The organism is Pseudonocardia sp. NPDC049154 (assembly GCF_040648315.1).
GTDB lineage: Bacteria > Actinomycetota > Actinomycetes > Mycobacteriales > Pseudonocardiaceae > Pseudonocardia.
On the sequence record NZ_JBEZDN010000025.1, the window covers coordinates 15,479 to 35,905 of the forward strand.

18 protein-coding genes are annotated in these 20,427 nt (G+C 71.7%); 14 read left to right on the top strand and 4 right to left on the bottom strand.

Going from position 1 to position 20,427, the window contains the following annotated elements; genetic code table 11:
* The first annotated feature begins 22 nt into the window (after positions 1–22).
* The 9 genes from AB0B41_RS15160 (at position 23) to AB0B41_RS15200 (ending at position 10,498) form a co-directional block, all read left to right on the top strand.
* Positions 23–1,231 (top strand): acetyl-CoA C-acetyltransferase, encoded by a 1,209-nt coding sequence (locus AB0B41_RS15160; protein WP_358203224.1) that lies wholly within the window; start codon positions 23–25, stop codon positions 1,229–1,231.
* A 44-nt stretch (positions 1,232–1,275) separates the two neighbouring features.
* Positions 1,276–2,949: a helix-turn-helix domain-containing protein gene (locus tag AB0B41_RS15165; RefSeq protein ID WP_358203227.1), complete on the top strand. Its 1,674-nt coding sequence runs from the start codon at positions 1,276–1,278 to the stop codon at positions 2,947–2,949.
* Positions 2,950–3,063: 114 nt separating this feature from the next.
* Positions 3,064–4,617, top strand: a complete 1,554-nt coding sequence (locus AB0B41_RS15170) for an aldehyde dehydrogenase family protein (protein WP_358203229.1) — start codon at positions 3,064–3,066, stop codon at positions 4,615–4,617.
* Positions 4,618–4,701: 84 nt separating this feature from the next.
* Positions 4,702–5,814 carry an NDMA-dependent alcohol dehydrogenase gene (locus AB0B41_RS15175; protein WP_358203232.1) on the top strand — a complete coding sequence of 371 codons (1,113 nt, stop codon included), beginning with the start codon at positions 4,702–4,704 and terminating at the stop codon, positions 5,812–5,814.
* A 76-nt stretch (positions 5,815–5,890) separates the two neighbouring features.
* Positions 5,891–7,252: an AMP-binding protein gene (locus AB0B41_RS15180; protein WP_358203234.1), complete on the top strand. Its 1,362-nt coding sequence runs from the start codon at positions 5,891–5,893 to the stop codon at positions 7,250–7,252.
* Positions 7,249–8,040, top strand: a complete 792-nt coding sequence (locus AB0B41_RS15185; RefSeq protein WP_358203237.1) for an enoyl-CoA hydratase/isomerase family protein — start codon at positions 7,249–7,251, stop codon at positions 8,038–8,040. Before AB0B41_RS15180 ends, AB0B41_RS15185 begins: the two co-directional genes overlap by 4 nt.
* Positions 8,037–9,200, top strand: coding sequence for a CoA transferase (locus AB0B41_RS15190; protein WP_358203239.1), 1,164 nt, complete (start codon positions 8,037–8,039; stop codon positions 9,198–9,200). Before AB0B41_RS15185 ends, AB0B41_RS15190 begins: the two co-directional genes overlap by 4 nt.
* A complete protein-coding gene (locus AB0B41_RS15195) occupies positions 9,190–9,432 on the top strand; it encodes a GntR family transcriptional regulator (protein WP_358203241.1) in 243 nt (80 codons plus the stop codon). Before AB0B41_RS15190 ends, AB0B41_RS15195 begins: the two co-directional genes overlap by 11 nt.
* Positions 9,425–10,498 (top strand): CaiB/BaiF CoA-transferase family protein, encoded by a 1,074-nt coding sequence (locus tag AB0B41_RS15200; protein ID WP_358203244.1) that lies wholly within the window; start codon positions 9,425–9,427, stop codon positions 10,496–10,498. The genes AB0B41_RS15195 and AB0B41_RS15200 overlap by 8 nt, the downstream gene beginning before the upstream one ends.
* A gap of 283 nt (positions 10,499–10,781) precedes the next feature.
* On the opposite strand, the gene AB0B41_RS15205 is transcribed toward AB0B41_RS15200, so the two are convergent.
* The 4 genes from AB0B41_RS15205 to AB0B41_RS15220 form a co-directional block, all read right to left on the bottom strand.
* Complete coding sequence (locus tag AB0B41_RS15205) at positions 10,782–11,573, bottom strand: LLM class flavin-dependent oxidoreductase (RefSeq protein ID WP_358203246.1); 792 nt, start codon at positions 11,571–11,573, stop codon at positions 10,782–10,784.
* Positions 11,574–12,057: 484 nt separating this feature from the next.
* Positions 12,058–12,660 (bottom strand): TetR/AcrR family transcriptional regulator, encoded by a 603-nt coding sequence (locus AB0B41_RS15210; RefSeq protein ID WP_358203249.1) that lies wholly within the window; start codon positions 12,658–12,660, stop codon positions 12,058–12,060.
* Entirely contained in the window at positions 12,657–13,268 is a 612-nt protein-coding gene (locus tag AB0B41_RS15215; RefSeq protein WP_358203251.1) for a TetR family transcriptional regulator, read from the bottom strand. The genes AB0B41_RS15210 and AB0B41_RS15215 overlap by 4 nt, the downstream gene beginning before the upstream one ends.
* A gap of 387 nt (positions 13,269–13,655) precedes the next feature.
* On the bottom strand, positions 13,656–14,129 hold the full coding sequence (locus AB0B41_RS15220; RefSeq protein ID WP_358203253.1) for a hypothetical protein: 474 nt from the start codon (positions 14,127–14,129) through the stop codon (positions 13,656–13,658).
* A 401-nt stretch (positions 14,130–14,530) separates the two neighbouring features.
* On the opposite strand from AB0B41_RS15220, the gene AB0B41_RS15225 reads away from it, so the two are divergent.
* The 5 genes from AB0B41_RS15225 (at position 14,531) to AB0B41_RS15245 (ending at position 20,419) form a co-directional block, all read left to right on the top strand.
* Positions 14,531–16,174, top strand: coding sequence for a class I adenylate-forming enzyme family protein (locus AB0B41_RS15225; protein WP_358203255.1), 1,644 nt, complete (start codon positions 14,531–14,533; stop codon positions 16,172–16,174).
* 81 nt (positions 16,175–16,255) lie between these two features.
* Positions 16,256–17,071, top strand: coding sequence for an SRPBCC family protein (locus AB0B41_RS15230; RefSeq protein WP_358203258.1), 816 nt, complete (start codon positions 16,256–16,258; stop codon positions 17,069–17,071).
* A complete protein-coding gene (locus tag AB0B41_RS15235; protein ID WP_358203260.1) occupies positions 17,068–18,486 on the top strand; it encodes an aldehyde dehydrogenase family protein in 1,419 nt (472 codons plus the stop codon). The genes AB0B41_RS15230 and AB0B41_RS15235 overlap by 4 nt, the downstream gene beginning before the upstream one ends.
* Positions 18,483–19,625, top strand: a complete 1,143-nt coding sequence (locus AB0B41_RS15240) for a zinc-binding dehydrogenase (RefSeq protein ID WP_358203262.1) — start codon at positions 18,483–18,485, stop codon at positions 19,623–19,625. The genes AB0B41_RS15235 and AB0B41_RS15240 overlap by 4 nt, the downstream gene beginning before the upstream one ends.
* Positions 19,622–20,419 carry an MBL fold metallo-hydrolase gene (locus AB0B41_RS15245; protein ID WP_358203264.1) on the top strand — a complete coding sequence of 266 codons (798 nt, stop codon included), beginning with the start codon at positions 19,622–19,624 and terminating at the stop codon, positions 20,417–20,419. Before AB0B41_RS15240 ends, AB0B41_RS15245 begins: the two co-directional genes overlap by 4 nt.
* The last annotated feature ends 8 nt before the right edge of the window (positions 20,420–20,427 follow it).

Genomic DNA, 20,427 nt, shown 5'->3' on the forward strand with positions numbered 1-20,427 from the left:
GCACTGTCGATGAGGAGTACCTGTGCGGCGAGCGGCCATCGTCCAGCCCCTGCGGACCCCGGTCGGGGCCTTCGGAGGCGCCTTGCGTGACGTTCCGGTGGAGGACCTCGCCGCAACGGTCGTCCGGGCCGTGGTGGAGCGGTCCGGGATCGACCCCGACCGGGTCGACGACGTCGTGTTCGCCCAGTCCTACGCGAACTCCGAGGTCCCGTGCGTCGGCCGCTGGGTGGCGCTGCACGCCGGTCTGCCCGAGCACGTGCCCGGGATGCAGCTCGACCGTCGCTGCGGCGGCGGGCTCCAGGCGCTGGTCACGGCCGCGATGATGGTCCAGACCGGGGCCGCGGACGTGGTGCTCGCGGGCGGTGTGGAGTCGATGAGCCGCATCGAGTACTACTCCACGGCGACGCGGTGGGGGGCGCGGGCGGGCACGGTGTCGCTGTACGACCGGCTCGACCGCGGCCGGGAACGCTCCCAGCCCGAGGCTCGCTTCGGTCCGATCTCCGGGATGGTCGAGACGGCGGAGAACCTGGCCTCGGACTTCGGCCTCGGTCGCGAGGCGGCGGACGCCTACGCCGCGCGCAGCCACCAGCGTGCCGCGGCCGCCTGGAAGGAAGGCCTGTTCGAGGCCGAGATCGTGCCGGTCGAGGTACCGCAGCGGCGCGGCGAGCCGATCGTCGTCACCCGCGACGAGGGCATCCGGCCGGACACCACCGACGCGAGCCTCGCCCGGCTGCGCACCCTCATGCCGCGCGGCACGGTCACCGCCGGGAACGCCAGCCAGCAGAACGACGCCGCGGCCGCCTGCCTCGTCGTCGCCGAGGACGCCCTCGACGACCTCGGCCTGGAGCCCCTCGGCTACCTGGAGTCCTGGGCGGTGGCCGGCTGCGCGCCGTCTCGCATGGGGTTCGGACCGGTGCCCGCCGTGTCGCGGCTCGCGAGCCGGACCGGGACCGATACCCGCTCGCTGCTCGAGGACATGGCGCTGGTCGAGCTCAACGAGGCCTTCGCCGTGCAGGTGCTGGCGGTGCTGGAGGGCTGGGGCTGGCACGACCACGACCGACTCAACGTCCTCGGCTCCGGCATCTCCCTGGGACATCCCATCGGCGCGACGGGGGTCCGCATGGTCACCACGCTGCTGCACGAGCTGCAGCGTCGCGGCGGTGGCAGGGGGCTGGCCACCATGTGCATCGGCGGCGGCCAGGGGCTCGCCGCGGTCCTGGAGAGCGCCTGACCCGGCGGGCTACCGTCGAGCAGGCCCGAATCGGAGGACTCAACATGGACGTCGCACCGGCCACCGCCGAGCTCCCGTCCACCGCGACGGAGGACATCAGGACATCCTGGGAGCGGTCCTGGATGTCCGGTGTCCGCCCGGACCTCTCCCTGGAACGTCTCGACGCCGTCGAGGTCGACACCGGCAGCAGGTTGCTCCGGGCCGCCCTCCCGGTGCTCGACCGCGTGGCCGACGCGCTGGCCGAGACGTCGTACTTCACCGTGCTGGCCGACAATGCGGCGCGCATCGTGCACCGCGGCCGGATCAGCCACCGCACCTCCGACGTGCTCGACCACACCGGCGTCGTCCTCGGTCGGCAGTTCACCGAGGACTCCACGGGCACCAACGCCATCGCCGCCCCCTTCGAGCTGCGGCGCGGCGTCGCGGTGCGCGGCGGTGAGCACTTCGCCCAGTCGCTGCGGGTCTACAGCTGCTACGGCTACCCGATCATCAACCCGGTCACCCGCAGGCTTGAGGGGGTTTTGGACCTGGCGGGGCGGGCCGGGGAGGAGAACCCGCTGTTCGGGCCCTTCCTGCGGCAGGCCGTCGAGGACATCGAACGTGCTCTGCTCGCGGACTCGCGGGACGCGGGGCGCCGACTGCTGCATGCGTTCGACTCGGCGACGAGCAGGCGCGAGGACCGGGCCCTGCTCGCCCTCGGTGCGGACGGCGAGGTGGTCGTGGCCAACCGGACGGCGATGGACCACCTCGACGCCGACGACCACTCCCGGTTGCGCGAGCTGGCCGACCGGGCCCGCGCCGGCTCCGGCGACCGTGAGGTGCGGTTCGGCACCGCCCGGGGCCTCGACCTGCAGCTCACGGTCGATATCGCGGACGGTCACGGCAACGCGCTGATCTCCTTCGCCCCCGTCTACACCCGCAGGCGGAGCACGATCGCGGCACCGGTCGCCGCCGTCGAGCCGGTTGACCGGGAGCTGGCCCGGTGCCGCGCCCACCGGCTGGCCACCGTGGTGGTGGGCGAACCTGGCACCGGCCGCAGCCACACCGCCCGGCTCCTTGCCGGGCCGGACGACACCGTGGTCACGATGAGCTGCGCGGACATCGAGCAGGTAGGCCGGGTCGCCTGGCTCAACCGGGTCCGTGCGGCGGCGTCCACTGAGGCTCTGGTCGTGGTGGAGGACTTCGATCTCCTCGACGACCACCTGCTCCGCGCCGTCGGGGAGCGGATCGCGAACGGCGCCTGGATCGCGCTCACGGGACCGCCGATGGCGCAGCTCGGGGCCGAGCACCGCTACCTGGCCTTTCGCTGCCTCGGGCGAATCGAGCTCGGTCCGCTGCGCGACCGGCGGTCCGACATCCCGGCGCTGGCGCGGCGGATGCTCGCCCGGGCCACCGGCGGATCCGCTCGGTTCACGCCCCCCACGCTGGCGCGCCTGGCCGAGCTCGACTGGCCGGGGAACCTCCGGGAGCTGGCCCACGTCGTCCGGACCGTTGCGGGTCGGCGCAGCGCCGGGGACATACTCATCTCCGACCTGCCGTCGGAGTACCGCTCCGGGCCCGAGCTCGCGCGGATGAGCCCCTGGGAGCGGTCCGAGCACGACGCGATCCTCGCGGCGATGGAGCGCAACCACGGTAACAAGGTGGCCGCTGCCCGGGATCTCGGCATCAGCCGTGGCACGCTCTACAACCGGATCCGCACGCTGCGAATCAAGGCCTGACGTGCTGTCCAAGGATTGAACAGGGCGCCGCCCGCACACCGGGCAGCCTTCGGGGTGTGATCAGCGATGGAGCGGGTCGACCGCCCGTCGCCATCCACGACGAAGGGACGGATCGTGACCGCCACGGCATCTTCAGAGCTGCAGACCGCCCTCGGCGCGATGTGGGGGTCCCGCGACCCGGACGCGCCCCTGCTGGAGCTGGTGAACCGGGCCCCCTCGGGCAGCCCGCTGCTGCTGGTCGACGGTGAGCGCCGCGAGGCGCGTTCCGGCGCCCGCTTCGACAACGTCGACCCGACCACTGAGCAGGTGATGGGCTCGACCGCCGACGCCGGACCCGAGGACGTCGAGGAGGCGATCGTCGCGGCTCGCCGGGCCTTCGACGAGACGAGCTGGGCGACCGACCATGCCTTCCGCCGCCGCTGCCTCGAGCAGCTGCACGCCGGCCTGCTCCGGGTGGCCAACGAGCTGCGCGCCACCGCGGTGTGGGAGGTCGGGGCAGCGCTGCGGACCACGCACGCCTTCCACAGCGACTTCGCGCTCGACCTGCTGCCGTGGTTCGCCGAGCTCGCGGAGTCCTACGACTACGACGTCACGCTGCCCGACCAGCCCTGGGCTGCCGGGACTCGCCGGCTGCTCGCACGCGAACCGGTCGGCGTGGTCGCGGCGATTACCCCGTGGAACTTCCCGCTCTACACCGCGATGACGAAGATCGCCCCGGCCCTGGCCGCCGGGAACGCCGTCATCCTCAAGCCCGCCCCGCAGACCCCGTGGCACGCCACGCTGCTCGCCCGGGTCGTGGCCGAGGAGACCGACATCCCGCCAGGAGTGCTCAACATCGTCCCGACCTCGGACAACGCCGTCGCCGAGATCCTGACCACCGACCGCCGGGTCGACATGGTCCACTTCACCGGCTCCACCGCCGTCGGCCGCCGAATCATCGCCAACAGCGCCGAGCGCATCGGCCGGGTGGCCCTCGAGCTGGGCGGCAAGTGCGCCAACATCCTGCTCGACGACGCCCCGATCGCCGATCTCGTCCCTGTCGCGGCCGGCATGGTGTGCTGGTCGGCGGGCCAGGGTTGCGTGCTGCCCACCCGGCTGCTGGTCCCAGAGGACCGCTACGACGAGGCCGCCGAGCTGGCGACCGCGGCTTATCACGGGATCGCGTACGGCGACCCCCGAGACCCGCTGGTCATCCAGGGCCCGCAGGTCAGCGCGATCCAGCGGGACCGGGTGCTGTCGTTCATCGAGAAGGGCAGGGCCGAGGGCGCGACCGTCCTCGCAGGTGGCGGCACCCCGGCCCACCTCGATACCGGCTTCTTCGTCGAGCCCACCCTGTTCGGCGACGTGGGCAGGGACTTCACGATCGCCCAGCAGGAGATCTTCGGGCCCGTGCTGTGCCTGATGCCCTACCGGGACGAGGCGGATGCTGTCGCCCTGGCCAACGGGACCGCGTACGGCCTGGCCGGATCGGTCTTCAGCGCCGACCAGGAGCGGGCCGTGTCGGTCGCTCGCCGGGTGCGCTCGGGGATGATGTCGGTCAACGGCGGCTTCTTCTACGCCCGCGACCTGCCGGTCGGCGGCTACAAGCAGAGCGGGCTCGGCCACGAATGCGGCGTCCAGGGCTTCGAGGAGTTCCTGGAGACCAAGGCGATCGCCATCGGGGTCTGACGCTGTGCAAACCCTGAACAGACCTCCGGCGGGCATCGCCGCGAGCATTGATGAGGACACCGCAACGACGCGAGAGGACCAGTCATGAAGACCAAGGCGGCCGTGAGCCTGGGCGTGCACCGACCGTTCGAGATCATGGAGCTCGACCTCGACGGGCCCGGTGAGGGTGAGGTGCTGCTGCGCAACGTCGCCGCGGGCCTGTGCCACTCCGACCTGCACCTGACCGACGGCGACATGCCGCCGCGCTACCCGATCGTCGGCGGCCACGAGGGCGCGGGGATCGTCGAGGAGGTCGGTCCGGGCGTCACCAAGGTCAAGCCCGGAGACCATGTGGTGTGCAGCTACATCCCCAACTGCGGGACCTGCCGTTACTGCGCCTCCGGCCGCTCGAACCTCTGCGACATGGGCGCCACCATCCTGGAGGGCCGGTTCCCCGACGGGTCGTTCAAATTCCATAAGGACGGCGTGGACTTCGGCAGCCTGTGCCTGTTGGGCAGCTTCTCCGAGCGAACCACGGTGTCGCAGCACTCGGTCGTCAAGGTCGACGAGTGGCTGCCGCTGGAGACCGCCGTACTGGTCGGGTGCGGTGTCCCCGCCGGGTGGGGCGGCCCGGTCTACAACAACGGGATCCGGGCCGGCGACACCGCCGTCATCTTCGGCATCGGCGGCCTCGGGATCAACGCGGTCCAGGGCGCGGTGATGGCCGGTGCCCGGTACGTCGTCGCGATCGACCCGATCGAGTTCAAGCGCGACACCGCGCTCAAGTTCGGCGCCACCCACGCGTTCGCCACCGCCGAGGAGGCGCACGAGGCGGTCAAGCAGATGACCTGGGGGCAGATGGCCGACGGCGCGCTGATCTTCGTCGGCACCCCGGACGAGAAGGTCATCAGCGATGCCTTCCACATCATCGGCAAGGGCGGCACCGTCAGCCTCGCGAGCCTCGCCGACCCGGCCAAGCTCACTGTCCACATCTCGGGCATGGAGCTGACCCTGATGGAGAAGACCATCAAGGGCTGCCTGTTCGGGTCGTCGAACCCGCAGTACGACATCGTGCGCCTGCTGCGGCTCTACGACGAGGGCAAGCTCAAGCTCGACGAGCTCATCACCCAGCGGTACCGGCTCGAGGACGTCAACCAGGGCTACGAGGACCTGCGCGCGGGCAAGAACATCCGCGGCGTCATCGTCCTCGACTCCTGATCGTCGACGCTCGGTGATCCCAGCCCGGGCGGGCACCCGCCCGCCCGGGCGTTCCGCCACCCCTCGAGAGGCACCGATGTACGTCCAGCCGGCCACCCCGTTCTCCGCCTCGCACTGGAGCGAGATCGAGACCCTGCCCGCCACCGAGACCCGCGCCGTACAGGACGCGAACCTCCGCGAGCAGATCGCCCACCTCGCCGCGCACAGTACCTTCTACCAGGCCAAATTCGTCGAACACGGCGTCGACCCCGCCGACGTCCGCTCGGTCGACGACCTCGCCGACCTCCCGTTCACCGAGAAGCAGGAGCTGCGCGACAGCCTCGCCGCGTCGCCGCCGCTCGGCCGGCACGTCGCCGCGGACCGCACGGAGATCGTGCAGGTCCAAGCCTCGTCCGGGACCACCGGCAGCCCGTCCTACGTGGGGCTGACCGCCTCTGACGTCACCACCTGGTGTGAGCTCGGCGCCCGCGCCCTCTACGCCAACGGGTTCCGCCCTGGCGACCGCGCACTGCACGCGTTCGGCATGAGCAAGGGGTTCGTCGGCGGCCTGCCGATCGTGCAGATCCTGCAGTACATGGGTATCGTCGACATCCCGATCGGGGCCGAGGCCGGCGCCGAGCGACTCCTGCGGGTCCAGGCCGACCAACGTCCCGAGCTGATCATCGGCACCCCGCACTTCCTGGCCTACCTCGCTGAGCAGGCGCCCACCGTCGTCGGGCAACGCTCTCAGGACCTCGGCGTGCGGTCGATCAGCGTCGGCGGCGAGCCGGGCGCAGGCCTGCCCAGCGTCCGCGAGAACCTCGAACACCTCTGGGGTGCGACCGTGCGCGAGATGCTGGGCGGCACGGACATCGCCTCCACCTACTGGGGCGAGTGCGAGGCGAACGACGGGATGCACTTCCTCTCCCCGGACCTCATGGTCACCGAGCTCATCGACCCCGACACCGGCGAGCGCGTCGAGCCGGTCGACGGGGCCGAGGGCGAGCTGGTCTACACCGCGCTGCGACGGCAGGCCTCGCCGCTGCTGCGGTTCCGCACCCGCGATCACGTCGTGGTCACCGGGACGGACTGTGCCTGCGGACGGACCGGCTACAAGGTGCGCTGCGTCGGGCGCACCGACGACATGCTCATCGTCCGGGGGATCAACGTCTTCCCCTCGGCCATCAAGGACCTCGTGCTGAGCCTGGCGCCCGCAACCACCGGGGAGATGCGGATCCGCGTGGACTTCGCGGGTCACTCGACCCAGCAGCCCCTGCCGCTGATCGTCGAGCACGCCGCCGACCTGGAGGGCTACCGTCACGAGGAGCTGCGGCGGGCGATCGAGGACAGGGTGCGCTCGGCGCTCAACGTGAAGAGCCGGGTGCAGCTCGTCCCGGAGGGCTCGCTGAAGCGCCCGGACCACGTGAAGGTTGCGCTGGTGGAGAGGGTGGGGGCATGAGGAGATACGAGGAATTCCCAACGCTCTCGGTCGACCGGCCCGCCGACGGCGTGCTACGGATCGTGCTCGACGGCCCGGACCTGCACGCGGTCGGCGCGGACATGCACCGCGACCTCGCCGACGTGTGGACGGCGGTGTCCCGGGACGAGTCCGTGCGTGCCGTCCTGATCCGCGGCGCGGGGGACCGGGCGTTCTCCGCGGGCGGAAGCTTCGACCTCGTGGAGTCCATCGTGGACGACTGGCGGGTGCGCACCCGGGTGCTGCGGGAGGCCCGCGACCTAGTGCGCAACATCATCGACTGCGACGTCCCGATCGTGTCGGCGGTCAACGGGCCCGCCGCGGGGGCCGGCCTGGTCGCGGCGCTGCTCGCCGACGTCTCGGTGGTCGGCCGCCGCGCGAAGATCGTCGACGGACACGTGCGGCTCGGCGTGGCCGCTGGCGACCACGCAGCGATCTGCTGGCCGCTGCTGTGCGGGTTGGCGAAGGCGAAGTACCACCTGCTCACCAACGAGGTGCTCACCGGCGAGGAGGCCGAGCGGATCGGGCTCGTGTCCCTTTGTGTCGACGACGCCGAGGTCCAGGACCGCGCCATGGACATCGTGGTGCGGCTGGCGGCGGGCTCGCCGAGCGCGCTCCAGTGGACGAAGCACGCCCTGAACAACTGGTACCGCCAGGCCTGGCCTGCCTTCGAGGCCTCACTGGGACTGGAGTTCCACGGGTTCGGCGGACCGGACGTCGTCGAGGGCGTGGCGGCGCACCGAGAGAAGCGCGCGCCGAGGTTCACGTGAGCCCGCTGGAGGGGCTGCTGGTCGTCGCTCTGGAGCAGGCGATCTCGGCTCCGCTGTGCACCCGCCACCTCGCCGATCTCGGAGCGCGGGTGATCAAGGTGGAGAACCCCGCGGGCGGGGACTCCACCCGCCACTACGACGACGTCGTCCACGGGATGTCCGGCCACTTCGTCTGGCTCAACCACGGCAAGGAGTCGGCCGCGCTCGACCTGACCCAGGCGTCGGACCGAGCCCTGTTCGAGCGCCTGCTGGACGCCGCGGACGTCTTCGTGAGCAACCTCGCCCCGGGTGCGCTTGGGCGTCTCGGGCTCGGCCCCGCCGATCTGGTCCAGCACCGGCCGCGCCTCGTCGTGGTGGACATCTCCGGCTATGGCCTCGGTGGGCCGTTGGACCACAAGCGGGCTTACGACCTGCTGGTCCAAGCCGAGGGCGGGGTGTGTGCGATCACCGGGGAACCTGGCGCACCCGCCAAGCCCGGAGTGCCGGTCGCGGACATCGGGACCGCTCTGTACGCCTTCGGCAGCATCGTCACGGCCCTGTACGACCGCGAGCGGACGGGCCGCGGGACGGTCGTGTCCCTGGCGATGCTCGACGTCGTCGCCGAGATGATGGGCTTCGCGCTGAACCAGGTCGTCCACGGCGCGCCGGCACCGCGCGCCGCCGGGATGGGCTCCCCGCTGATCGCTCCGTACGGCGCCTACCCGACCAGGGACGGACAGATCGCGGTGCTCGGGACTACGAGCGACCGTGAATTCGGCCGCCTCGCCGGTCTGCTCGGCAAACCGGACCTGGCCGAGGACGAGCGCTACCGGCACAACGCCGACCGGATCCGGCACCGGTCGGAGCTCGACGAGGTCCTCGGCGACTGGTGCCGCACGCGCGACCTCGCCGAGATCCAGACCATGGCCGACGCCGCCGGCATCGGGAACGCCCGGCTCAACGACGTCACCGACCTGGCGGCGCACCCGCAGCTGCGCGAGCGCGGCCGCTGGCACGAGGTCACGACCCCCGGCGGCACCGCCCCCGCCCTCCGCCCACCCCCGACGAGCGCGGACTGGGTGGTCCACAGCGCGAGGGTCCCCGACCTGGGCGAGCACACCCGCGCCGTGCAGGAGGAGTTCGGGGCCCGGCTGGAGGAGACGAGCCACCGTGCACGGTGACGATCTGCGTACCGGCGCCCCGGGGCGCCCGCCTGCGCACGTGCTCGCCATGCTCGCCGAGATCTCCGACCAGGGCCGTCTCCCCAGTGAGCGGCGGCTGGCCGAGCTGTGGAGCGTCAGCCGCAACGAGGTCCGAGGTCGGCTCGCCCGCCTGCGGCGCGCCGGTCTGGTGGAGACCCGTCGTCAGTCGGGCAGCTATCTGCTGGTCTGCCGTGGAGGGGCACGTGGGTGAGGGGCAGGGCCCGTTGACGGGCCTGCAGGTCGTCGAGTTCGCCGGTCTCGGTCCCGGACCGTTCGCCGCCATGATGCTGGCCGACGCCGGGGCGGACGTCCTGCGGATCGAGCGTCCGGGCGGCTCGCCGGACGGTGGTGCGCTGCTGCGTGGACGGGACACCCTGGAGGTGGATCCGAAGTCGGCGGAGGGCCGCTCGCGGGCCCACCGCGCGGCCGAGGCCGCCGACGTCCTGATCGAGGGGTACCGACCGGGTGTGATGGAGCGGCTCGGTCTGGGGCCGGAGGACCTGTGCACCGCGAACCCGCGGCTGGTCTACGGGCGCATGACCGGGTGGGGCCAGGACGGCCCGCGCAGCGCGCAGGCCGGCCACGACATCAACTACCTCTCGCTCACCGGCGCCCTGCGCTCGATCGCCCGCCGGGGCGAGGCCCCGGTCCCTCCGCTCAACATCGTCGCCGACTACGGCGGCGGCGGGATGCTGCTGTTCGCCGGCGTGCTGATGGCCCTGGTGGAGCGGCACACCTCGGGCCGCGGCCAGGTCGTCGACGCCGCCATGGTCGACGGGGTCGGCCTGCTCATGACCGGGATCTGGAGTCGGCTCGCCCAGGGCCGGTGGCCGGGCGCGCCGGGGGAGAACGAACTGGACTCGGGCGCTCCCTTCTACGACGTCTACCGCACCGCCGACGACGAGTACATGGCGGTCGGCAGCATCGAGCCGCAGTTCTGGTCGCGGCTGCTGGAGGTCCTCGAACTCGACGCCGCGGTCGTGCCGGACCAATGGGACCGGCAGCGGTGGCCGGAGACGAAGGCACTCCTCGCCACGGCGTTCGCCACCGCCACCCGCGCCGAATGGACCCGACGGTTCGCCTCCGTCGACGCGTGCGTCACCCCGGTCCTGTCGCTGGAGGAGGCTCCTGCCGACGCGCATCTCGCAGCTCGCCGGACCCTCGTGACCGACGCTCACGGAGCCATCGAGCCGGCTCCGGCGCCCCGCTTCTCTCGGACCCCTCTCGGTAAGGCCTTCATGCCCCTCGATCCGGCAGAAGGAGATCGACATCTGTGAACCCGCACGTGCGGGTTTGTCGATTGCGGCGGTGGGACTCCGGCGAGTGTGCACCCACTTCGGGGAACGCTGGGCCTTGATGGCGACGACGCCTGCACCAGGGCAAGTGGCGCTCGGAGCGCCGGCCGGACCCGTTCGGCGAACTCCCGCATCACGTCTCGGGCAGTGGCCAGCGGGCTCTGGAGTGCCAGCTCGGTCACGCCGGCCCGTTCCGCCTCCCGAATCTGCTCCACGACCTCGTCGACGGTGCCCACGATCATGAGCGCCCGGACGGCGTCCTCGGTCAGGAACCCGCGCTCGGCGGCGGGCAGCCAGGTGGCGTGGCCGTCGTGCAGTTCGAGGTAGCGGGCGGTCCTCGGGGGTCTCCATCCGGCGACGTGCGCGCAGTACTCCTCCCAGAAGGGACGGAAGGGCGGGGGACGGCGTCCTCGTCCTCCCGGATCGACCACATCTCGTAGGTGAAGTGAATCGCGGCGCCCACCCAGGAGTCGGTCATCGCGAGCACACGCGACGAGGTCGCCGACTCGCCCTCCGCCAGCACGACGACGTTCGTCATCGACGTCGTGGCGAAGCCCGGAGGAAGGGCGCGGCCGGACCGAGCGGCACCCTCGGCCACCAGCTTCGTGACGCCCTCGACCTCGTCCGGGCGGGTCACGGCGATCGGGACGACACCGTCCCCCTCCGCGCCCGCGAGGCGCAGCGCGCGCGGGCCGTTGGCGCCCACGACGACCGGGATGGGGTGGTCGAGGTCGACGAACCCCTGGTCGCGGATCAGGACGCGGGTGTGTGCGCCTCCGCCGAGGTCCACCTCCTCGCCCGCGAGCAGACCGCGCACCGTGCGCACGTAGGTCCTGAGCTCACCGACGGGCATGGGCTTGCGGCCCATGACCCGCATCGAGGTGTGGCCCGTGCCGATACCGAGAAAGGTCCGGCCCGGCGCCAGCTTCGCCACCGACGCGATGGAGTGGGCCGTGACGGGTGCGAGCCGGGTGCCGGCCGCGGCGACACCCGGGCCGAGGGCGATGCGTTCGGTGTGGGCCGCGGCAAGGGCGAGCTTGCGTAGCAGTCGGACCACAGCATCTGGGAGTCGCAGGCCCACACCGAGTCGAAGCCCAGCTCCTCCGCGTACCGAAAGACCTCCCAGTCGGCGATCCGGGAAGCGAGGACGACCCCGAACCTCATCGGGCACCTCCGGCGACCGTCGGCCGTGCGGCGGGCTCCGCGACACGGGGTAGGCCCGAGATCCACCGCCCGATCCGCGTCAGCGACTCGTCCGCGACAGCGAGCCGTCCGGCGCCCATCTGATAGGCGTGCTGCTGCCCGTCCTCGAGCTCCAGCGTCACGGAAAACCCGGCCGCGCGGGCGCGCTCGGCGAGGCGTGTTGTGTCGTGTCGTGTCGTGTCGTCCCGCAGGGTCTCGTGCCAGCTGGCTGCCAGGTACAGGGGCGGCAGGGGAGCTCCGCCCTCTTGACGCATTGCGGGACGGCAGAGCCAGAGAGGTAGGTCGTCGTCGCCCGGTGGAAGCCCACTCCGGTATGCAGCCCAGGGCTTTGGGGTCGGTCAGGAGCCGATGCGCCCGAGCCCGACGATGTTGAGGGCGAACTCGGTGTACTCGCGGGCGACCTGCTCGGGGCCGATGGGCCCGTCGTCCTGGTACCAGCGGGCGATGCTGACGCACATCTCACGGATGGCGAACGAGGCCAGGGCGGGGGAGTCCACGACAAAGCGGTCCGCTGCGACCCCGTCGCTGATGATCGTCCGTAGGGCGTGCTCGTGCTCGCGCCGCAACTCCTGCATCTGTGAGCGGAACGGCTCCTCAAGGCTCGAGGTGTCCCGGTTGACGACGATCGCCTCCCGCCGGTGTGTCGCATGACGGCGCGCATAGACCAGGACGGCGTGATAGAGCCGGTCGACGGGTTCTGTGCGTCCTTCGATGGCGGCGTGGAAGTCGTCGAGGACCCCTCGGACAGTGTCGGCGACGATCGTCTGCAGCAGCTCCTGCTTGGACCGCATGTGGTTGTACAGGCTCGGGGTGCGCACCTCGAGTACCTCGGCGATCTGGCTCAGCGCTGTGCCGTGGTAGCCGCGTTCGGCGAACAGGGTCAGCGCCGTGTCCAGGACGGCCCGGCTGGTCACCGTGTCCCGGGTGCCGGCGCTGGTCATGGGCGGTACCTCACGATCCGGAGGGCGAACTCGGCGTACTCGTCGGCGACCTGCTCGGCGGTGCGCGGGCCGTCCTCACGGAACCATCGGGCGATGCTGACGCTCATCTCCAGGATGGCGAAGGACGCGAGGCCCGCATTTCCGACGGCAAAGACTCCGCATTCGATGCCCCGGGTGATCACCGAGCGGACAGCGCGCTCGTGATCACGCCGTCGCTCCCGCATTGCGGTGAGCGCGGGCTCGGGCAGGCTGGTGGTGTCCCTGTTGACGATCAGCGCCTCGCGACGGTGCGTGGCATGGCGCAGGGCGTAGACCCTGGTCGCATCGCGCAGCTGGGCGACCGGGTCGTCCGTGCCAGCCACCGCAACATGGAAGTCGGCCAGGACGTGGTCGAGGGTCTGCTCGACGATGGTCTCCAGCAGCTCCTGCTTGGACCGCATGTGGTTGTAGAGGCTGGGCGTGCGGATGCCGAGGATCTCGGCGATCTGACTCAACGCCGTGCCGTGATAGCCCCGCTGGGCGAACAACGTGAGCGCGGCATCCAGGACGGCCTCGCTCGTCACCACGGCCCGGGACTCCGGGCCGGTGCGGGTGTCCGCTGACGGCATGCAACAACCTTAGTCTCGGCGGGGCCACTAGCCGCCGCGCGTCTCCCGACCCACTGACTAACGCTCGCTAGGGTCGTAGTCCGACACTAGTGATGAGCCTCCACAGCGAGCAAGTGGCCTGCGAGCGACTTGCAGGTACGCCTTGACGCGGCCAAATCGTTTCGGCACCGGTGTTCATCGCACTGAACAGGCACTCTGCGCCGTGACCGAGCCGAGCAGTGAGCGCCGGCCCGCCGGTCGGGAGACCTTGCCAGAAGTCGTCGCCCTCACTAGAGTCGGGCTAAGCTTATGAGCGTTAGCTAGTCAAATGTACACTCCACCGCCGGAGGGGCTCGATGACGGCATCGCAGGAAGTCGACTGGGCGGCGCTCCGGGCGTCGACCCCTTTCAGGAGCTGGCCGCCCGTTGTGGTCGCTTCGACCGGGCGGTCAGCACGCTCCTGCTCCGAGGGTTCGCGGTGTTCCTGACCGTCGTCGGCGCTGCTCCCGACTTCGCGGGCACACTGGGCTTGCCACGATCTGGGTACAGATCCTCAAGGCTGTGCTGCTGCTGGTCGCGGGCGCGGCTGTGACGATCGGCGTCTTCTTCGGCATGGGGGCCGTCATCGGGTTCGGCATGAGGGCCGTCATCGGGTTCGGCGCCCGTGCCCTGCTTCCGGCCGAGGCCGGTCCAGTGGTCGGCAAGAGTGGTAGCCCCGGTGTCCTTGCTCGCGAGGTTCCTTGGCGGCGGGCCGGGCAGCTTTGGCGTCGATCTGTTCATCGTGTTCGTGTCCGCGGTGGCGTCCGCGACCATCCTCGCTGTGGTCGCCGCCGGGATCGTCGCGATCGTGATCACGCTGCCGATGGGGCCGAACTTCACCATGGCGTTCCTGGTCGGGCCGGCGTTGGCGGTAGCCGCCGGGGCCAACTTCCCCGCCCTGCTCCTGGCTCTGACCTGGCGTCGGTTCACCACACGGGCGCGATCGCCGGAATCGTCGCCGGACTCCTCATCTCGGTCGAGTGCATCGTGCTCGGCCGTCGGTGTGGCCCGGCGGCCCCCTACCCGATCGAGTACCCGAGCCTGCTCGCGATCCCTGTCGGCTTCCTGGCCGCTGGATTGGCACGGTGCTGTCCTCGGAGCGCGGCGCCGAGCGGTCGTTCGACGAGTTGCAGGTCCGCGCACAGCCCGGGCTTGAATCAGAGCCGACGTCTGTCACCCATTAGTGCACCCGAGTGGGTGCTGGCCCGCCGGATTCCCCTGTCCCGACGACCCGAGGAGGAGTGGTGCTGCGCACGGAGTACATCGCCACCGTGCCGGAACTCATGGCGAACCACACCGACGTGAGGCCCGACCGAATCGCCTACATCGACGACGAGCGCAGCCTCACCTTCAGTGGGCTCGCCGAGAACACCGCACGGATCGCCGGGCACCTGCAGCGCATGGGGGTCCGCCGCGGCGACCGGGTGCTGCTCTACCTGGACAACAGGGTCGAGGTCGCCGAGTCCTACCTCGCCGTGCCCCGGGCGGGCGCAATCGCGGTCTGTGCCAACCCACAGGCCGCGGTCGCGGAGGTCGCCCACATCCTGACCGACAGCGGCTCGCGCGTGGTGATCACCGACGCGGAGCGCCTGCCCACCGTGCGCCAGCTCGCCCGCGGGGCGGACCTGCTCGCGATCGTCGTGGTCGGCGATGCGACGGGGGTGCCGGGCCCGGTCGAGGAGGTCGCCTACTCCGACCTGCTCGCCGCCATCTCCAGCGAGTCCCCCCGCGACTGCCTCGGCCTCGACGACCCAACCTGGATGCTGTACACCTCCGGCACCACGGGCCGGCCGAAGGGTGTCTACCTCACCCAGCGCGGCTGCTTCTGGGTCGTCGCGGCCTGCTGGGCGCCCATCCTCGGGCTCGACTCCGACGACGTGGTGCTCAGCGCCCTGCCGCTGTTCCACTCCTACGCCCTCGTGCTCTGCGTGCTCGGGGTGTTCGCGGTCGGCGCGACGGCGCGGCTGCTCCCGCGCTTCTCGGTCACCGACACCGCCACGCGCTTCACGGGCGGACCGGAAGGCGACGTCACCGTCTTCCCCGGCGTCCCGACGATGTTCCACTACCTGCTCGACCGGGTCGGCGACCAGGGCTTCACCGCGCCCGCCCTGCGTGCCTGCGTCTCCGCCGGGGCGATCCTGCCGGCCGCGGTCAACGAGAAGTTCGAGGCCGCCTTCGGCATCCGCCTGCTCGACGGCTACGGCATCACCGAGACCTCGACGATGGTCACGATGAACTGGCCCACCGGGACGCGGGTGATGGGGTCGTGCGGGCTGCCGCTGCCGGGCCTGTCGGTGCGGCTGGTCGACCCGCAGTCGGGCAAGGACGTCATGCCGGGGGAGGAGGGCGAGCTGTGGGTGCAGGGCCCGAACGTCACCCCCGGCTACCACAACCTGCCCGAAGCGACCGCCGCGGTGCTGGTGGACGGCTGGTATCGCACCGGTGACCTCGCGCGCCGCGACCTCAACGGCTACCTGCGGATCAGCGGGCGCACCAAGGAGCTGATCATCCGGGGCGGGGAGAACATCTACCCCGCCGAGATCGAGGACGCCCTGATCGCCTCCGACGAGATCGACGACGCCGCCGTGGTCGGGATGCCACACTCGCACCTCGGTGAGGTCCCGGTGGCCTTCGTCGTGCCCGCCCGGCCGGGGCGGCTCGACCACGAGGCCGTCCTGGCCGGCGTCCGCGCCCGGCTGTCGTCGTTCAAGGTGCCCGACCGGCTGATCGAGTGCGACGCCATCCCGCGCACCGGCTCCGGGAAGATCCTACGTTTCCGGCTGCAGCAGCAGCTCGTCGAGGAGCCGGGCCGAACGGCCTCGACAGCCGTCCCCGCGCCCTCGTCGACCTCGTCAACGGCTGCGGGCGACTCGACGTCCGCCGGGTGACGATGCGCACCCCGTACTGGCGGCCGGCGGATCGCTGTCGTAGCGTACTAAGGAGCGTTAGTTAGTGAGGAGCGGGAAGCGATGGAGCTGACGAACACGTTCAGCGTGGCGGAGCCGGTCGACCGCGCCTGGGCCGTGATCACCGACCTCGAGCGGGTGGCACCGTGTCTGCCCGGTGCGGCCCTGCTGGGGGTCGACGGCGAGGACTACGAGGGCGCGGTCAAGGTCAAGGTCGGCCCGGTCACCGCCCAGTACGAGGGCGTGGCCCGGTTCGCGCAGCGCGATGACGACAAGCACCACGCCGTGCTGCGCGCCGAGGGCCGGGACGTGCGCGGCCAGGGCAACGCCGCGGCGACCATCGACCTGCAGCTCAACCCGCAGGGCACCGGCACCGAGGTCGTGGTCGTGACCGAGCTCGAGCTGGCCGGCAGGGTCGCGCAGTTCGGACGAGGGGTCATCGCCGACGTCAGCGGCAAACTGATCGGGCAGTTCGCCCGCCGCCTCGAGGAGGAGATGGGTCGCGAGCATGGCGAGGACCCCGGGCGGGGATCCGTGACGGCCGAAGGCGGCGCAGCGCAGCTCGCGGCACCGATCGCGACGCCGACCGCAGCGCGGCCCCGGTCGGTCGACGACGTCGAGCCCCTGGACCTGATGGCGACCGGCGGCGGCGCCGTACTCGGCCTGCTGAAGCAGCAGGCGGTGCCACTCGGCGCGGGCCTGCTCGGGCTGCTGCTCGGCTGGCTGCTGGCGCGCGCGGGCAGGCGCTCGGCCGCGGGCGGCGTACCGATCGCCGGTGTCGGGCCCGCCGCGGCCGCCGGCGCGGCACCCCTGGTGCTGCAGCTGGTGTTGCCGACCACCCGCAACACGACCGTGCACGACGTGGAGGGAGACCGATGAGCGACCCGACCGTGGAGCTGATCCACGAGCCGAAGCTGTACATCGACGGCCGCTGGACCCCGGGTGGCGGCGCTGACCTGGATGTCGAGAACCCGGCCACCGAGGAGGTCATCGGCCGCATCACCCAGGCCTCGACAGAGGACGTCGAGGCGGCGGTCGCCGCGGCAAAGGCGGCGTTCCCGGCCTGGGCAGCGACCCCGGTGGCCGAACGGGCCGCAACACTGCGCCGGCTCAGCGCGGTCCTCAAGGAGCGAGCAGACGTGTTCGCGGACATCGTCAATCGGGAGCAGGGCTCGCCGCCGAAGGTGGCCCGGGCGCTGCACGTCGACACCCCGATCGCGGTGGTCGACGCGACGGTCGACGCGCTCGAGCGGTTCCCGTTCACCTCGCAGATCGGGAACTCGCTGATCCGCCGCGAGCCGGTCGGGGTCGTCGCAGCGATCACGCCGTGGAACCTGCCGCTGCACCAGGTGGTGGTGAAGGTCGTCCCGGCCCTGGCCGCCGGCACCACGGTGGTGCTCAAGCCCGCGGGCCTGACCCCGCTCGCTGCGTTCGAGCTGGCCCGCGCGTTCGAGGCCGCCGGGCTGCCCGCGGGTGTGTTCAATCTCGTCCCGGGCAGCGGCCGCGTGGTGGGTGACCTGCTCACCCGGCACCCGGACGTCGACCAGGTCTCGTTCACCGGATCCACGCCCGTGGGCCGCACCATCGCTGCCACAGCGGCCGAGACCCTCAAGCGGGTCACCCTGGAGCTCGGCGGGAAGTCCCCGAGCGTGGTGCTGTCCGGGGCCTCGGATGAGCAGCTCGCTACCGCGGTCAAGATCACCGTGGCGAACTGCTTCCTCAACGGCGGCCAGACCTGCACGGCCCTGTCCCGGCTCATCGTGCCGGCCGATCGGCTCGCGCAGGTCGAAGAGCTCGCCTCGGCGGCCGCCGCGAAGTACGTGCCCGGTGTCCGGCTGGGCCCGCTGATCTCCGCCGAGCAGCGCAAGGAGGTCCAGTCGTTCCTGGAGCCGGGCGCCGGCGGCGCGCAGGCGGTGACCGTGACCTCGCAGGTCGAGCTGCCGGAGCGGGGCTACTACGTCAGCCCCACCGTGATCTCCCGCGTCGACCCGGACTCCCGCCTCGCGCAGGAGGAGGTGTTCGGCCCGGTGCTCGCGATCCTCGCGGCCGGCTCCGACGACGACGCGGTCGCGATCGCCAACAACAGCATCTACGGCCTGGGCGGCGCCGTGTGGGGCCCCGACGAGGCGGCGCTCGAGGTGGCGGCCCGGCTGCAGACCGGGCAGGTCGACGTGAACGGGGGCGCGTTCAACCCGGGCGCCCCGTTCGGCGGCTACAAGCAGTCCGGCACCGGGCGGGAGATCGGCGAGTACGGCATCGCCGACGTCTGCGAGATCAAGGCGGTGCAGCGATGAGCGTGGAAACCCAGCGGAGCGTGGACACGGCGGCCGACTACCCCCACGCGGTCCGCGCCGCGGTGCTGCGCGAGGCCGGGGCGCCGATGTCGGTGGAGACGATCCGGCTCAAGGCCGTCGGGCCCAGGGACGTGCGGGTGCGCATCGAACGCACAGGCGTGTGCCACTCCGACCTGTCGCTGGCCACCGGCAAGCTGGCCCAGCCGCTGCCCGCGGTGCTGGGGCACGAGGCCTGCGGGACCGTCGTCGAGACCGGCCCCGAGGTCAGCGACCTGGATATCGGGCAGCGGGTGATCCTGTTGTGGATCACGCCCTGCCGCGGCTGCTACTCGTGCACCCACGGCCAGCCCTACCTGTGTGAGAACGGGTCGAGCCGCTCGACCGAGCCCTACGCCGTGACGGCCGACGGCGAGCCGGTCTACCCGGGTCTGACCGTCGGGTCCTTCGCCGAGGAGACGGTCGTGCCGCGCGGCGCGCTGGTCCCGGTGCCCGATGACATCGACACCGCCGACGCCGCGCTGCTCGGCTGCGCGGTCATGACCGGCGTCGGCGCGGTCACCCACACCGCGAAGGTCAGCGAGGGAGCGTCCGTCCTCGTCGTCGGGCTGGGTGGTGTCGGGCTGTCGGTGCTGCAGGGCGCGCGGCTGGCGGGCGCCTCGACGATCATCGCGGTGGACCGCAACGTGGACAAGGCCGAGCAGGCCACTGCGGCCGGGGCGACCCACTTCGTGCCCGCCGATGAGGCCACCAAGAAGGCCGTGCGGAGCCTGACCGGCGGCCGCGGTGCCGACTTCACCTTCGACTGCGTGGGCTCGTCCCGGACCATCCGCGACATCTGGGGCCTCACCCGGCGCGGCGGCACGGCCGTCGTCGTCGGCATCGGCGGCAAGGACGACACCGTCAGCTTCTCCGCGCTCGAGCTGTTCCACTTCGCCCGCACCCTCAAGGGCTGCGTCGCGGGATCGGTCGACGCCGAGGCGGACATGCCCCGCTTCTTCGACTGGGTCCGCTCCGGACAGCTCGACCTGCGCGGCCTGGTCACCGGGCACGGTCACCTCGCGGACGTCAACCACGCCCTCGACGAGCTGGCCGCCGGACGCGGGGTTCGCACCCTGCTCACTCCGGGGGCGGGCACGTGAAGATCGGAGCGATCGAGATCCTCCCGGTGCTCGACGGCGTCGGGAAGGAGCCCGCGGCCGAGGTCCTGACCCGCCCGGAGGCCCCCGACGCGTGGGCGTGCCACACCGACCTGCTCGACGAGCACGGGACCCTGCACCTCGACCTCGGCGGCTTCCTGGTCCGCACCGGGGACCGGGTCGTGCTCGTCGACGCCGGTGTCGGCACCATCGACAACGGCAAGTACGCGGGCGGGCGGTTCCTGGAGTCGCTGCGGGGGCTCGGTGTGGCGCCGGCCGACGTCACCGACGTCGTGTTCACCCACCTGCACTTCGACCACGTCGGCTGGGCGACGAAGAAGGGCGAGGTCGTCTTCCCCCACGCCACCTACCGGGTGCACGCGGCGGACTGGGCGCACTTCGTGGAGTCGCCGGACGCCGATCCGGGCGCAGTCCGGAAGCTCTCGCCGCTGGTGGAGCAGCTGGAGACCTTCGACGCGGACGGCGCCCTCGCTCCGGGGTTCAGCGCCCGGCACACTCCTGGCCACACCCCCGGCTCCACCGTGTACGTGGTGGCCGATGGTGACGAGCGGGCGTTGCTGCTCGGCGACGTCGTGCACTCGGTGGTGGAGCTGCACGAGCGGGACTGGGAGGCGGTCTTCGACGTCGACCCGGTCGCGGCGAGGGCGGTGCGCAACGCCATTGCCGACGAGGTGGCCGACTCCACCGACCTCGTCGTCGGCGCCCACTTCCCCGGGCTGCGGTTCGGGCGCGTGATCACCGCGTTCGGCAACCGCAGCTTCCAGCAGATCGTCTAGGAGACCAC